Annotated in this window: 8 protein-coding genes; 6 read left to right on the forward strand and 2 right to left on the reverse strand. The window is 67.7% G+C overall.

What is annotated here, in order from left to right:
• The first annotated feature begins 108 nt into the window (after positions 1 to 108).
• From LF63_RS01900 to LF63_RS01920, 5 genes are all read left to right on the forward strand, one after another.
• Positions 109 to 1,290, forward strand: a complete 1,182-nt coding sequence (locus LF63_RS01900; protein ID WP_052394568.1) for a glycoside hydrolase 5 family protein — start codon at positions 109 to 111, stop codon at positions 1,288 to 1,290.
• Positions 1,291 to 1,494: 204 nt separating this feature from the next.
• A complete protein-coding gene (locus tag LF63_RS01905; protein WP_043099234.1) occupies positions 1,495 to 4,314 on the forward strand; it encodes a TonB-dependent receptor in 2,820 nt (939 codons plus the stop codon).
• Between the two features lie 85 nt (positions 4,315 to 4,399).
• On the forward strand, positions 4,400 to 6,031 hold the full coding sequence (locus LF63_RS01910; RefSeq protein WP_043099237.1) for a glycoside hydrolase family 43 protein: 1,632 nt from the start codon (positions 4,400 to 4,402) through the stop codon (positions 6,029 to 6,031).
• Between the two features lie 60 nt (positions 6,032 to 6,091).
• Positions 6,092 to 7,381: an SGNH/GDSL hydrolase family protein gene (locus LF63_RS01915; RefSeq protein WP_161782311.1), complete on the forward strand. Its 1,290-nt coding sequence runs from the start codon at positions 6,092 to 6,094 to the stop codon at positions 7,379 to 7,381.
• A 79-nt stretch (positions 7,382 to 7,460) separates the two neighbouring features.
• Positions 7,461 to 8,330, forward strand: coding sequence for a methylglyoxal synthase (locus tag LF63_RS01920; RefSeq protein WP_043099241.1), 870 nt, complete (start codon positions 7,461 to 7,463; stop codon positions 8,328 to 8,330).
• Positions 8,331 to 8,456: 126 nt separating this feature from the next.
• Here LF63_RS01920 and LF63_RS01925 read toward each other — a convergent pair whose 3' ends face one another.
• Together LF63_RS01925 and LF63_RS01930 are read right to left on the reverse strand one after the other, a co-directional pair.
• Positions 8,457 to 8,879, reverse strand: coding sequence for a YchJ family protein (locus LF63_RS01925; protein ID WP_200877524.1), 423 nt, complete (start codon positions 8,877 to 8,879; stop codon positions 8,457 to 8,459).
• Positions 8,880 to 8,951: 72 nt separating this feature from the next.
• Complete coding sequence (locus tag LF63_RS01930) at positions 8,952 to 11,036, reverse strand: alpha/beta hydrolase family protein (RefSeq protein ID WP_043099243.1); 2,085 nt, start codon at positions 11,034 to 11,036, stop codon at positions 8,952 to 8,954.
• A gap of 296 nt (positions 11,037 to 11,332) precedes the next feature.
• Between LF63_RS01930 and gltB the strand changes: the two genes are divergently transcribed.
• The gene (gltB, locus tag LF63_RS01935; RefSeq protein WP_043099245.1) at positions 11,333 to 15,787 is read left to right on the forward strand and encodes a glutamate synthase large subunit; all 4,455 of its coding nucleotides are present in this window, start codon (positions 11,333 to 11,335) and stop codon (positions 15,785 to 15,787) included.
• Positions 15,788 to 15,803: the final 16 nt, after the last annotated feature.

Consider the following 15,803-nt stretch of genomic DNA (forward strand, 5'->3'; position numbering starts at 1 on the left):
CACCTTTGTATTTTATATGACAAATAGCGCGGCACGGATGCAGGCCATGCGAGGCAGACGACCCGGGGGAGTGGGTCCTGCCCGGATACAGCGCAAAGCGGAGGAGACATGAAGCAGTTACTGATGGCATGCACCCTGATGCTCGCGACCTGGTTCGGCGTCGCGCCGGCGCACGGTGCCGAGACGGGCCGATGGTCGAAGGCACAGGCGCACGCCTGGTACATGCAGCAGCGCTGGATCGTCGGCAGCAACTACGTTCCGGCCGACGCCATCAACGAGCTGGAGATGTGGCAGGCCGACAGCTTCGATCCCAAGCGCATCGACCTGGAGCTGGGCTGGGCGCAGAAGATGGGCATGAACACCATGCGCGTGTTCCTGCACGACCTGCTGTGGAAGCAGGATCCGGAAGGCTTCAAGCAGCGCATCCGCACGTTCCTGACGATCGCGCACAAGCACGGCATCAAGCCGATCTTCGTGCTGTTCGATTCGTGTTGGGATCCACAGCCGAAGCTCGGCCCGCAGCATCCGCCGATTCCCGGCGTGCACAACTCCGGCTGGGTGCAGAGCCCAGGCGTGGCGATGACCGACCCGGCGCAGTACCCGCGCTTCGAGGCCTACGTGAAGGACATCGTCGGCACCTTCGCGCACGACAAGCGCATCCTGGCGTGGGACGTGTGGAACGAGCCGGACAATCCGGGCGGCGGCGACTACGACGCGCAGGAGCCGAAACACAAGTTCGACCTGGTCGCCAAGCTGCTGCCACAGGTGTTCGCCTGGGCGCGCAGCCAGCATCCGGATCAGCCGCTGACCAGCGGCGTGTGGCACGACCCGGACTGGTCGAAGCTGGACAAGCTCAACGCCGTCGAGCGCACGCAGCTAACGCAGTCCGACATCATCACCTTCCATTCCTACGATTGGCCGGAAACCTTCGCCCGCCGCGTGCAGCAACTGGCGGTCTACGGACGGCCGATGATCTGCACCGAGTACATGGCGCGCAGCGCCGGCTCGACCATCGACGGCATCCTGCCGCTGGCCAAGAAGCTCGACGTGGGCATGGTCAACTGGGGCTTCGTCAAGGGCAAGACGCAGACCGACCTGCCGTGGAACTCGTGGCAACGGCCCTACACCCTGCAGCCGCCGACGATCTGGTTCCACGATCTGCTGCGCAAGGACGGCACGCCCTACCGCCAGCGTGAGATCGACATCATCCACGACCTCGCGACGTCCCCGCGCGGCGTGGTGCCGGCGGCGGCGCTGATGCTGCCGGTGCGGCTCGACCACCCCGGCTGAACCGATTTCCCCCATCGCTGCGCGCCCCCGGTGGAGCGCGGCGAGTTTTTGTTCGCCCGCGAAGGCCCGCAGGCAGCGACGCGTGGACGCGGCGCGCATCGACCCGACGGATTTCGAGCCGGCCGCAACACCGGTCGGTACCCGCAAACACCCAGAAAACAACCGGAATACCGGGATCATCCAGATAGAGAGGGGAGGCACACCATGAAACAGACCCGCTACACCGTCACGCTGCTGGCGGCCATGATCGCCGCGGCGCTTGCCCAGGTGCAGGCCGCGACGCCGGAACACGCCGCATCGACCGCCACGACGCGCGCGGCATCGGATGCGACGGCGCAGTCGACGTCCACGCCCGACACCCAGGCCAAGAAGAAGACCCGGGACAAGAAAAAGCAATCGGAATCGTTCACCGAGCTTCAGGCCGTCACCGTGACGCCGCTGCGGCAGAGTCTGGAAAGTGCGCAGTCGATCAAGCGTGACGCGCGCATGGTGGTCGACTCGGTGGTGGCGGAGGACATCGGCAAGCTGCCCGACAACACCGTCGCCGACGCGCTGCAGCGCGTGACCGGCGTGCAGGTCGCGCAGGGCTTCACGGGCGAGACCTCGACCGTGGTCGTGCGCGGCCTGCCCAACGTGGTCACCACCTTGAACGGCCGCGAAATCTTCAATGCCGGCGGGCGCCAGTTCTCGTTCCAGGATCTGCCGGCGACCGCGGTCAGCGCACTGAAGGTCTACAAGACCACCGATGCGCAGATGGTCACCGGCGGCATCGCCGGCACCGTCGACATCCGCACCTTCCGTCCGTTCGACTTCAAGGGCCGCAAGATCGCCGCGACGCTGACCGGCGTGCATCAGAAATACGGCGGTCATACCGATCCGACAGCCAGCCTGCTGGTGAGCAATCGCTGGAAGACCGCCGATCACGGTGAATTCGGCGCGTTGCTCAACATGGGCATCACGACGATGCACTACGACTACAACGCGGCCTTCGTCGACGACAACCTGACACGCGTGCTGACCGACGGCAGCGGCAATCCGGTGCGCACCAGCAACGGCAACCTGATCGTCGGCCCGAACTCCTTCGGCGCCAACTACAACACCGGTTGGCGCAAGCGTCCGGAAGCCAACTACGCGCTGCAGTGGAAGCCCAACGACAGCACCGAGATGTACCTCGAGGGCATGTACACCTGGCTCTCGGAAAAGTACGACCAGCCGTTCTACGGCACGGTGCCGGTCAATGTGGTCACGCCAACGCAGGTGACCGCCGGCGCGCCGTGCTTCCCGATCGGTCTGACCAGTTCACCGTACGCCGGGCAGACGATCTGTCCGCTTTCCGGCGCGCAGTTCAACGGCAACTTCTACGCCTTCACCAGCACGCAGGCGCATCAGGACTGGGGCCACAACAGTCAGAACGCCTTCGGCATCAAGTGGCACGGCGAGAACCTGACGCTGTCGAGCGACCTCAGCCACAACGCATCGAGCTACGAGAACGACAACTTCGTCGTCGACCAGTTCATGGATGCGTACAACACGCCGCTCAGCTTCAACTACAACGCGCCGAACAGCTTCAACTTCCCCGGCAATCCACAGCTCGATCCGTCGCGGTTCTACCTCAACGGTCTGTACCAGCAGTGGAACAACAACAAGGCCACGCAGACCGCGTGGCGCGGCGACGGCAATTACTACTTCGGCGGCAACTTCGTCAGCTCGCTCGACTTCGGTCTGCGTTACGCCGACACCGAGGTCAAGGCGACGGGCGCGTCGCTCGGCATGGGTCCCCCGGGCGGTGCGTACCTGGCGGACGGTTCGCCGAACCCGGCCAACAATGTCTACAACCTGTTCGGCGACTCGTACTTCTGCCAGATTCCGCGCATCCCTGTGGTGCCGGACGGGGCCATCACCGGCTGCTACGACTACCTGAAGAACAACGCCGACGCGCTGCGCACCTATTACGGTCTGCCCACCGGCAAGCTGCCCGCGCAGAAGGGGCAATACTTCAACATCGGCGAAAAGACCCTGTCCGCCTATGCCCAGATCAACTACGCCAACGAGCTGTTCGGTATTCCGTATGACGGCCTGATCGGCGTGCGCGTGGAGAAGGTGAAGCGCAATCTGAACGCCTACACGTTCGATACGGCGAGCAGTCTGTATTCGCCGATCGGCCTGAACACCGACGAGACGAACGTGCTGCCCAACGCCACGTTCAACCTGCACTTCACCGACCAGTTGCAGATGCGCCTGTCGGCGGGCAAGACGATCCAATACCCGGCGTTCGGGCAGCTGAATCCGTCTCTGACGCTGAGTCCGGCAACGGCCAACACCATCGCCACCGGCGGCGGCGGCAACCCGAACCTGCAGCCGACCAAGTCCAACAGCTACGACGCGACCCTGGAGTGGTACTTCAGTGACGTGGGTTCGGTGACCGGCGGCGTGTTCTATCACGACATCACCGGCTACATCGAGAACTACACGTTCGAGGAGAACATCAACGGCACCAACTACCTGATCTCCGGTCCGAAGAGTGCGGGCAAGGGACATCTGGACGGCGTGGAGCTGGCCTACACGCAGTTCTTCAGCTTCCTGCCGGGCGCCTGGAGCGGTCTGGGCGTGCAGGCCAACTACACCTACATCGACAGTCAGTTGAAGACGCCTTCGCAGATCGACGACGGGTTCGTCACGACCTCGTTCCAGAACGTCTCGAAGAACAACTACAACCTGGTGCTGATGTACGAGAAGTACGGCTTCTCCGCGCGTCTGGCCTACAACTACCGCAGCCGCTATCCGGAATTCTTCCTGGCGGCCTCGAGCGTGCTGGGCAACAACGCGCAGATGTACGACGAGCCGGCGAACATGCTCGACCTCTCGCTGAGCTACGACGTCAACAAGCATCTGACCGTGGTGCTCAATGCGACCAACCTGAACCATGCGAACTTCCATTCCTATGCCGGTCCGGGCACCGGGTTGCCGCAGGATTATCGCTATCAGGATCGCTCGGTGGGACTGGGCGTGCGGCTGAAGCTGTGACGCGAGGCTGCATGGCAGCGACGAACAAGGCGGCGCGCCGGCATGGCGCGTCGCCCGACGTGTCGCGGAGGAGGTCGTGGTGGTCATGAATGCGCTGCGACTGGCCGTCCTGCTGCTCGGTCTGACCGGACTGGCGCAGGCCGGCGCGGCGGAGACCTTCACCAACCCGGTGTTCCGCAGCCAGGACCCGTGGATCACGCGGGTCGGCGGCGTCTACTACTACATCGAGTCCGGCTGCGGCGTCGCGGACATCTGCGTGAAGCGTTCGCGCTCGCTGACCGGTCTGGCGTCCGCGCCGTGGATCGGCGTCTGGACGCATCATGCGGACACCGACTCCAACGGCCGCGACATCTGGGCGCCGGAACTGCATTTCATCGACGGGCGCTGGTTCATCTACTACGCGGCCGACGATGGCGACAACAATCATCACCGACTGTTCGCGCTGGTATCGAGCGGGACGGACGGGCAGTTGGGCACGTTCCGCGAGGCCGACACCGGCCTGCCGCACGGTCAGCTGGTCGAATCGAGCGGTCATTGGGCCATCGACCCGAACGTGTTCATGGCGGCCGATGGCAAGCGCTACCTCACCTGGTCGTGCACCAACCAGGCCGACTCGACGTTTCCGCAGCGCATCTGCCTGGCCCGCATGCGCGATCCGCTGACCCTCGGCAGGACCGCCTTCATTTCCACGCCGGCCCGCGCCTGGGAAACGCGCGGCGCGGCGATTCAGGAAGGTCCGGTCGGCTACACGCGTCACGGACGCACGTACATCACCTATTCCGGCAGCGCCAGCTGGGTCGCCAACGACTACGCCGTCGGGCTGCTGTCGCTCCGGCCTGGCGCCGATCCGCTGCAGGCGTCGTCGTGGCGCAAGCGCGGGCCGATCTTCGACCGTCACGGCCGCGTGTACGGTCCGGGTTCGGTGGTCTTCGTGCCCTCGCCGGACGACCGGCAGTACTGGAATCTCTACCACGGCATCGACCGTCTCGACTGCACGCCGGCCTACGATTGCCGCGATATCCGCATGCAGCAGATGTTCTTCGATGCGCACGGCGCGCCGATGCTGGGTTATCCGGTGGACCCCGGCGTGGCGCTGGCGCGTCCGTCCGGCGAAGGCGGCGACGGTCCGCGACGCCTGCAGGCGCGGCCGTTCGGGCCGGCCTGGGGCGATGCGGCCGAAGGTCATCCGCAGGCCGGGCAGGTCGTCGGTGCGTGGAGCTATCCGAAGGGACTCTCGGCGTTGAGTGCGCTGGGCGGCGCCTGGGATCAGGCGTTTCGGCGCAGCAATCCGAACGCGCCCGATCTGCACACCCACGTCGAGGTAGCGATGCAAGCGAAAGGCACGACGCAGGCGTTTCCCAAGTACGGCATCTACTGCGCTTACGACGACGCCCGCAATCATGCGGAAATGTTCATCGACCCGGTGTACAAGGTGCTGGCGACGCACGCGGTGGTCCACGGTCGGGATCAGGGGTGGCGCAACACGCCGCTGCCGTCGGATTTCGATCCTGCGGCATGGCATGCGCTGGACTGTCGCAAACACGGCGAGTCGTTCACGTTCAGCGTCGACGAAGGCCATGACGATCAGGTCGAGCAGCGGCGCACCGTGTCGCTGGTCAACGGCCAGCCGGGGCTGGTCGTCGTCGATGTGCGCGCCGCCTACCGTCATTTCCATGCCAGCAACGAGGCGGCGGATGACGCCGTTTCCGATCCATAATCACGGTGTTTGAAAGAGGAAGAGTCCATGCGCGACCGTAGTCGAATCCAGGCTCACGCTATGTCCGCGCTGTTGACGGTGGTGCTCGGCATGGTCGTGTCGACCTGTCCGGCGGCAACGCCAGACAGGTCGCAAGGGCATTGGTTGGGCGCCTGGATGACGGCGATGATTCCCGCGCCGGTGCCGGCCAATGCCTACCGGGCCAAGCCGATCGCCGCCCAGCGGATCGCGCACCAGACCCTGCGCCAGATCGTGCGCGTGACCGCCGCGGGGACGAAGCTGCGCATCCGGCTGTCGAACGCCTACGGCGATGCGCCGCTGACCATCGCGGCGGCCAGCGTCGGCACATGGAAAGAGCGTGACGGCGATGTCGCCGTGACGGACACGCTGCACGCGCTGCGCTTCGGCGGCCGCGTATCGGTGACGATTCCCGCCGGTGCAGATTTCTACAGCGACGCGTTGCCGATGAAGGTGCGGGTGGGCGAGAAGCTGGCGGTCAGCCTGTACATCGACGGCACGGTCACGCCAAGCACCTGGCATCTGGACGCGCGCCGCACGAACTACGTGTCCTCCACGGGCGACTTCACTGCCCGCACGCGCATGCCGGTGGCGGCCACGTCGTCGTCGACCTACTGGCTGGCCGGCGTCGAGACGTGGTCGTCGCGCGCGACCTCGGCCATCGTGGTGCTGGGCGACTCCATCACCAACGGCTACCGCTCCACGCCCGACCGCGACCGGCGTTACCCGGACGTCCTGTTCGAGCGCCTGCGCGGGAAGAAGGGCTGTGCGCATGCCGTGCTCAATGCCGGCATCGACGGCAACGAGGCGGCGGCTTACGCCGGTACCTACGGCAACGGACCGAGCATGGCCGCGCGCTTCGACCGCGACGTGCTGGGGCAGCCGGGCGTGCGCGCGGTGCTGGTGCTGGGCGGTATCAACGACATCGGCGAGCCGACCATGGTCGCCAAGGTCGCCGGCAAGGTCGTCGACGGCGACGCGCTGGCGGCGCAGGTGATTGCCGGATTGCGACAGATCGTCCGCAAGGCGCACGCCGCGAAGCTGCGTGTCTACGGCGCGACCATCACGCCGTTCGCCGATACCTTGGGCGGCGCGTATTCCGCGCAGGGCGAGCGCGCGCGCGAGCAGATCAACGACTGGATCCGGCATCGCGCCGGCTACGACGGCGTGGTCGATTTCGACGCCTTGATGCGCGATCCGGCGCATCCGAAGCACCTCCGCCCGGCGTTCGACAGCGACGATCACCTGCATCCCAACGACGCCGGCTACCGCGCGATGGGCGAGGCCATTCCGCTGCGCTGGTTCGGTTGCCGTAGATCGATGCGCGGGTAGCGGAATCGCCATGCGCGCGTCATGGCGTGGGCATGCGCTTGCGCTAGGATGAGCCGGTCGTCATCCAGCAGGCATCTCCATGCGCATCGGTCTCGCCGTCAACCAGCTCCATCACGCCAATCGCGACGCCGCACTGTACCGCTGGCTGCGCGTGTGCGCGGACGGCATCCGCGAGCTGCAGATGGAGCTGCACGTGGTCGGTCGTACCTACGACGCGATGCTCGGCGAGGGCATGTTGCAGGGCTATCCGCCGCTCAAGCGCTATCCGTATGGACGCCACGGCGGCCTGATGAAGCTGGTGGCCGAAGTGGTCGGTCTGGGCGAGACGCGCACGCTGGACGGCGCGATCTACCTGATCGATCCGGTCGATCCGTCGTCGGATTATCCCGAGGCCGCGGCGCTCAAGCGCCAGTGCGTGATCCACCACAAACCGTTCGTGTCGACGGTGGCCGGCGCCATCGACTTCATCGAATGCCAGCGCATGCACGCCGGGCTGGAACCGCTGCCGGCCGCCGACCGCCTGTTCGCGTTCGAGCGCCAGACCGTGGCGCTGATCGCCCACGACGCGCTGAAGCAGGAGATGTTCGACTTCGCCGGCGCACACTTCGATCTGCTGTCGCGCTTCGCCACGCGCGTGGCCACCGGCACCACCGGCCAGGGCCTCAACGAGCTGGCCTGGTCGCGCGGCTGGCCGAAGGACAAGGAGTGGGTGGTGCGCTACAACAGCGGCCCGCTGGGCGGCGACGCGCAGATCGCCGACCGCATTCTCGATCAGCGCTGCCAGCGCGTGATCTTCTTCGAGGACCCGCACGTGGCGCGCCAGCACGAAGCCGACATCCGCCTGCTGGAACGCGCGGTGACCACCGTCACCGACGAAGCCATGTGCATGACCACGCCCATCGTCGCGCAGCGCTGGATCGAGGCGGTGAAGAAGCGCGAGGCGTTCTGAGCGCAGGTCGCCGGGCGAGTTGCACCGGTTGCGGTAGGTGGCGAACGGAAGGCGTTCGCGATGCATGCGTCATGCATCGCACGCGATGACTGCGCGGGCAGCGTTCGGCGTGCGCGCTGCGAGTAGTCAGTCGCTCAGGATGTCGCCGTCGACGTAGTACCAGCGGCCGTCCTCGCGCAGGAACCGGCTGCGTTCGTGCAGGCGTTGCGCGCGGCCGCCGCCGACGCGGAAGCGGGCCACGAATTCGACCGTCGCGCGGTCGTCGCCGCCGTCCTCGTGCGCCTTCACGTTCAGGCCCAGCCAGCTCGGCGCGGGCTGCTGCACGCCCAGGCGCAGCGAAGTCGGGCGCGTGGACGGGTGCCAGCTGGTCAGCAGGTAGTCTTCATCGCGCAGCACGTAGGCGCTGTAGCGCGAGCGCATCAGCGCTTCGGCGCTGGGCGCGGGTTCGCCGCGGTGCAGCGGCTGGCAGCATTGCGCGTAGCCGAGCGGGTTGCCGCAGGGGCAGGGCGTGGAGGTGTCGACGGCTTTCAGAGCGTGGGCGCGGGCCATACGCGCATCATGCCGCGTTTGCCGCGGTCGGGCGAGTCCTGCGCCGGGCGGCGCAGGACTCGCGGTCCGGACTTACTTGTCGGCGCCGTCGCCGAGGTACTTGGCGAACCAGTGGGCGGAACGCTTCAGCACGTCGATGCGGTCTTCCTTCTTGTGGAAGCCGTGGCCTTCGCCGGCGTAGACCACCAGCTGCGTCGGCACGCCCATGGCGCGCAGCGCATGCCAGAACTCGAACGACTGCGGCGCCGGACATTCGGCGTCGCGCTCGCCGACCACGACCAGCGTCGGCGTCTTGTTCTGCTTGATGAAGTTGATCGCCGAACTCTTGGCGTACACCGCCGGGTCGTCGTACACGGACTTGCCGAAGAACGGCAGCATCCACTGGTCGATCATGTTCTGGCCGTAGTAGCTCTGCCAGTTGGACAGGCCGGCGCCGGCCACCGCGGCGCGGAAGCGATGCGTCTGCGTCGGCGCGAACATGCTCATGAAGCCGCCGTAGCTCCAGCCGCTGATGCCCAGGCGCTTGTCGTCGACCGGGTACAGCTTCTCGACCTTGTCGACGCCGGCGAGGATGTCGCGCAGGTCGCCGTAGCCCATGTCCTTGCGCACGGCCTGGGTGTAGGCCGCGCCTTCGCCCAGACTGCCGCGCGGGTTCGGCATCAGTACGAAGTAGCCCAACGCCGAGTACAGGCCGTTGCCGCCCCAGCCCGAGCGCACGTTCCACACCGGACCGCCGTGCACGTTGACGATCATCGGGTAGGTCTTGTGCGGATCGTAGTTCGCCGGCAGCAGCAGCCAACCCTGCACGTGGAAGCCTTCGTTGGTCCACTCCACCGACACGGCCTTGCCCCACAGCGGCTTGAGGCCATCGTTGACGTGGGTGACGGCGCGCGGGGCCTGAGCGACGCGCGTCGGCTGGCCATCACGGTCGGTGGCGAAACGGCCGCTGTAGATCTCCGGCGCATGCGCGAAGGTGCTGCGGATGAAGGCGAAACGGGTGTGGTTGGCGGCCACCGCGACGGCCGAGGCCACGCTGCCGTCGCCGAGACCGGAATCGTCGGTCAGCAGCGGTTGTTCGTGCGCGGCCTTGTCGCCGTCGAGGGTGAAGCTGAAGATGCGCGTCTTGCCCGAGGCGATGGCGGCGACCAGCAGGCGGTCGTTGCCGGTCCAGGTCAGCCACGACGGCGAGGTGTGGATGCCCGGCGTCACGTCGACCGGCGCGCCGCCCTTCGACGGCGCCACGTAGAGATCGCCGCCAGTCGCGCCCTGGTCGCTCATCAGACCGCCGATGAAGGCGATGCGCGAAGCGTCCGGCGACCAGCGCGGCAGCGCGATCTGCAGGCCGTGCAGCGAACCCTTCACCGTGCCCGGATCGACCACCACGCGCGGCGCGCTGCCGCTGGCGGTGTCCTGGGCGTACAGCTTGGCGACCCACCAGTTGTTCTCGCCCGGCGGCGGCGCGGCGACGAACGCCACGGCGTCGGACTTCGGTGACCAGCTGTACTCATAGACGAACAGCGACTTCGGCGTGATCGCATGCGGTACGCCGTCCATGCCGACGACGTTGAACTGCTGGTGCGAGATGTTGCTGACGCCGATCACGCCCACGCGCGCCTTGGTGGCGGCGGTGGCGCCGACGCGGTGACGGTCGCCGGCCACGTACAGCAGGCCGAACTGCTTGCCGTTCGGCGCCCAGCTCAGCTCGTGCGCGTAGCCGTCGAGCTTCGTGACCGCATGCGCGGTAGGTGCGGACGAAGCGGCGTCGGCGACGAAGATGTCGGCCTGATCCGGATGCTTGTCGTTGCCGCAGTTGCCGAGGAAGGCGACGCGGCCGCCATCCGGCGACCACAGCGGGCGGGCGATGTCGCTGCAGCCCTTGTCGGCGCCGGTCACCTTCACGCTGCGCACGTGACGGCCCTTGGCGTCGGCCAGTTGCAGGTGGTCGCCGTCCTTGTCGTGGAAGGTCCAGGCCAGCGTCTTGCCGTCCGGCGAGACGGAGACGCCGCCGAACTGGGTGGTCTTGCCCAGCGTCTTCAGGATCGCGGCGATCTTGGCGCTGGTGGCATCCGAGGCGTGCTGGGCGGGGGCGTCGGCGTAGGCGGCGACGGGCACGAAGGCGGCCGCCAGCATGCAGGCAAGCAGGGTTCTGGTTTTCATGGGGATTCCCGGGGACATGACCGACTGACGCTAGCACACCCCCGGGGGACGCTCCTGTGCCATTGGTCGGGTTTCCCGGGCTGTCGCCCCGGGCACGGATGCGCCCTTCGCGGACGCGTCCGTTCAGCAAAAAACACCGTTCATACGCCCATCTATACGTCTATTTGGAATTTTGACGTAACCCGGGGCCTGTGCTTTAGTGGTGATTCCCCTCACGTACCGCGACGCACGTGCTCAGGAGCGACTTGCCTCTACGGCCGGACGCACGCGGTGGTCCGCCCCATTCGAGGTATCGCTTGACCGCATCCCGCACTCGCACGCTCTACGATCCCGCCTTCGAGCACGATGCCTGCGGCTTCGGCCTGCTGGTGCATGTGGACGGCCGCACCAGCGCGGAGCTGGTCGACGATGCCTTCGTCGCCCTCGCGCGGCTGTCCCACCGCGGCGCGGTCAACGCCGACGGCGTCAGCGGCGACGGCTGCGGCGTGCTGATCCACGGCGCGCAGGACTGGCTGCGCGCGCTGGCCAAGGCCGACGGCATCGCGCCGGCGCCGCGCTTCGCTGCCGGTCTGGTGTTCTTCGAGAGCGAGGACGCGTTGCGCCACGCGCAGGTGCTGGAAGCGCAGCTGGCCGAGTGCGGCCTGCGCGTGGCCGGCTGGCGCGACGTGGCGGTCGACACCGAACCGTGCGGACCGATGGCGACGGCGACCATGCCGCGCATCCGCCAGATCTTCGTCGACGCGCCGGACGACATGGACACGGCCGCCTTCGAGCGTGCCCTGCTGCGCGCCCGCCGACGTGCCGAGACCGTCTACGACGACGACGGTTGCTACGTGGTCTCGCTGTCCACGCATGCGGTCGCCTACAAGGCGATGGCTGCGCCCGGTCGTCTGCGCGACGTGTTCGAGGATCTGCGCCATCCGGCGCTGCGCGCCCGTGCCGTGGTGTTCCATCAGCGTTTTTCCACCAACACCACGCCGCAGTGGCGACTGGCGCAGCCGTTCCGCGTGCTGGCGCACAACGGCGAGATCAACACCATCCGCGCCAACCGCCGCTGGATGATGGCGCGCGCGCCGGTGCTGGCTTCGCCGCACATGGACTTCACCGAGCTGGGACCGCTGGTGCGCCAGCACGGCTCCGATTCGGAAAGCCTCGACAACGCGCTGGAAATCCTGCTGGCCGGCGGCATCGACATGCTCGCCGCCATGCGCATCCTGGTGCCGCCGGCGTGGCAGGCCAACGACAACCTCGACGAGGATCTGGCCGCCTTCTACGAGTACTACGCGCTGCACACCGAACCGTGGGACGGCCCGGCCGGTCTGGTGATGTGCGACGGGCGCTACGCCGCCTGCGCGCTCGACCGCAACGGCCTGCGTCCGGCGCGCTGGTCGCTGTCCGACGATCAGGTGCTGCTGGTCGCTTCGGAAACCGGCATCCGCGACGTGCCGGCCTCGCGCATCGTCGCCAAGGGGCGGCTCGGGCCGGGGCAGATGCTGGCCGTCGACCTCAAGGCCGACCGCCTGCTGCAGGACGTCGACATCGACGCCATCAACGCCGCGCGCGCGCCGTTCCGCAACTGGTTGCGCGCCGGTGTGGAATACCTGGAATCGGATCTGATCGATCCCAGCCTGGCCGCGCAGCCGCTGCCGGTCGACGAACTGCGCCGCCTGCAGAAGCTGTACGGCCTCAGCCGCGAGGAGCGCGAGTCCGTGCTCAAGGTGCTGGCCGAGACCGAAAGCGAGGCGACCGGCTCGATGGGCGACGACACACCCATCGCCGCGCTGTCGCGCCAGGTGCGCGCGCTGTACGACCGTTTCCGTCAGGGCTTCGCGCAGGTCACCAATCCGCCCATCGATCCGTTGCGCGAGCGGCTGGTGATGTCGCTGACCACGCAGATCGGCCCCGAGGGCAACTTCTTCAAGCTGGCGCCGGAGAACGCGCGCCAGATTCTGCTGAACTCGCCGGTGCTCTCGCAGCGCAAGCTGCGCCAGCTGCTGGCGGTGGAGCCGTTCGCCGGACACACCGTCACGCTGGACCTGTGCCGCAGCGGTAACGAAGCGCTGGAATCGGCGCTGCGTCGTCTCTGCGACGAAGCCGAGAACGCGGTGCGCAACGGCGCCGCGCTGGTGTTCCTGACCGACCGCTACCCGCGCCGCGACAGCGTGCCGGTGCACGCGCTGCTGGCGACCGGTGCGGTGCACGCGCGGCTGATCGACGCCGGCCTGCGCTGCCGCTGCAACCTGATCGTGGAAACCGCCACCGCGCGCGACGCGCACCACTTCGCCTGCCTGATCGGCTACGGCGCGACGGCGGTGTACCCGTGGCTGGCCTACCAGAGCCTGCTCGACCTCGGCCGCGCCGGCTTCATCCGCCAGGACAAGGCCGCGCCGTTCGAGGTCGGCCGCAGCTACCGTCGCGGCATCCGCAAGGGGTTGCTGAAGATTCTGTCGAAGATGGGCATCTCCACCATCGCCGGCTACCGCGGTGCGCAATTGTTCGAGATCATCGGTCTCGCGCCCGAGGTGGTGGACCTGTGCTTCCCCGGCACGCCCGCGCGCATCGGCGGTGCCGGCTTCGACGACCTCGACCGCGACCAGCGCCAGCTCGCCGCCGAAGCCTGGGACGAGAGCGTGGCGCTGCGCGCCGGCGGTCTGTTCAAGTACGTGCACGGAGGCGAGTACCACATGTACAACCCGGACGTGATCGCCTCGCTGCAGGAAGCCGTGCGCACCGGCGATGCGGCGGCCTACCGGCGCTACGCCGATCACGTCGACCGGCGTCCGCCGTCCGCGCTGCGCGACCTGCTGCGTCCGGTGGAGGCGGAGACGCCGCTGCCGCTGCAGGCGGTCGAGCCGCTGTCGTCCATCGTGCGTCGCTTCGACTCGGCCGGCATGAGTCTGGGCGCGCTGTCGCCGGAAGCGCACGAGGCGCTGGCCATCGCCATGAACCGCCTCGGCGCACGCTCCAACTCCGGCGAGGGCGGCGAGGACCCGGCGCGCTACGGCACCGAGAAGATGTCGAAGATCAAGCAGGTCGCCTCCGGCCGTTTCGGCGTCACGCCGGCCTATCTGGTCAACGCCGAGGTGCTGCAGATCAAGATCGCGCAGGGCGCCAAGCCGGGCGAGGGCGGCCAGCTGCCGGGTCACAAGGTCAACCAGATGATCGCGAAGCTGCGCTTCGCCAAGCCGGGCATCGGCCTGATCTCGCCGCCGCCGCATCACGACATCTATTCCATCGAGGATCTGGCGCAGCTGATCCACGATCTGAAGCAGGTCAATCCGGACGCGCTGATCTCGGTGAAGCTGGTCAGCCATGCCGGCGTCGGCACCGTCGCCGCGGGCGTGGTCAAGGCCGGCGCCGACCTCATCACCGTGTCCGGCCACGATGGCGGCACCGGCGCCAGTCCGTTGACCTCGCTGAAGTACGCCGGCACGCCGTGGGAGCTGGGCCTGTCCGAAACGCGCCAGACGCTGCTCAAGCACGGCCTGCGTGACCGCGTGCGGCTGCAGACCGACGGCGGTCTGAAGACCGGCCTGGACGTCATCAAGGCCGCCATCCTCGGCGCCGAGAGCTTCGGCTTCGGCACCGCGCCGATGGTCGCGCTGGGCTGCAAGTACCTGCGCGTGTGCCACCTCAACAACTGCGCCACCGGCGTCGCCACCCAGCATGAACTGCTGCGCCGCAACCACTTCGTCGGCTTGCCGGAAATGGTCGAGCACTTCTTCCGCTTCATCGCCGAGGACGTGCGCCAGTGGCTGGCGCGGCTCGGTGCACACAACCTGGAAGAGATCATCGGCCGCACCGAACTGCTGGAGCGCATCGACGCGCAGCTGGCCGGTCTGGACAAGATCGATCTGGCGCCGCTGCTGGCGCAGGAAGGCGGTGCGCGCGACATGAAGCCGTACTGCATTCGCACCCGCAATCCGGTGCGCGAAACCTCGGCCCTGGTCGAGGCGATCCAGGCCGACACCGCCGGCGCGGTCGCCGCCGGCAGCGGCGGACGCTTCGCCTACGCCATCCGCAACGCCGACCGCGCCGTCGGCGCGCGCCTGTCCGGCGCCATCGCGCGGCAGTGGGGCGATGCCGGCATGGCCGATACGCCGCTGACCCTGACGCTGGCCGGCAGCGCCGGGCAGAGCCTGGGCGCGTGGAACGCCGCCGGCCTGCACATCGAGCTGACCGGCGAAGCCAACGACTACGTCGGCAAGGGCATGGCCGGCGGCCGCATCGTGCTGCGTCCGCCCGAGGACGCCGGCTACGCCAGTCACGAGGCGCCGATTCTCGGCAACACCTGCCTGTACGGCGCGACCGGCGGCGAACTGTACGCCGCGGGCACCGCCGGCGAGCGCTTCGCGGTGCGCAACTCCGGCGCGCTGGCCGTCACCGAGGGCGCCGGCGACCACTGCTGCGAATACATGACCGGCGGCGTCGTCGCGGTGCTGGGTCGCGCCGGCCTCAACTTCGGTGCGGGCATGACCGGCGGCTTCGCCTACGTGCTCGACCTCGACCGCGATTTCGTCGACCGCTACAACCACGAGCTGGTCGACATCGTCCACATCACCCCGGAAGGCACCGAGCACCACATGCAGCACCTGCGCCAACTGATCCGCCGCCACGCCGAACTCACCGGCAGCGCCTGGAGCAAGCGTCTGTACGACGACTTCCGCGGCGTGCTGCACCGCTTCTGGTTGGTCAAGCCGCGCGCCGCCAGTCTGGAAGCGCTGGCCGAGGAACTGCGGAGGGCCGCATGATGCCGATGCACCCACT

It is taken from the genome of Oleiagrimonas soli, assembly GCF_000761445.1.
Taxonomy (GTDB): domain Bacteria; phylum Pseudomonadota; class Gammaproteobacteria; order Xanthomonadales; family Rhodanobacteraceae; genus Oleiagrimonas; species Oleiagrimonas soli.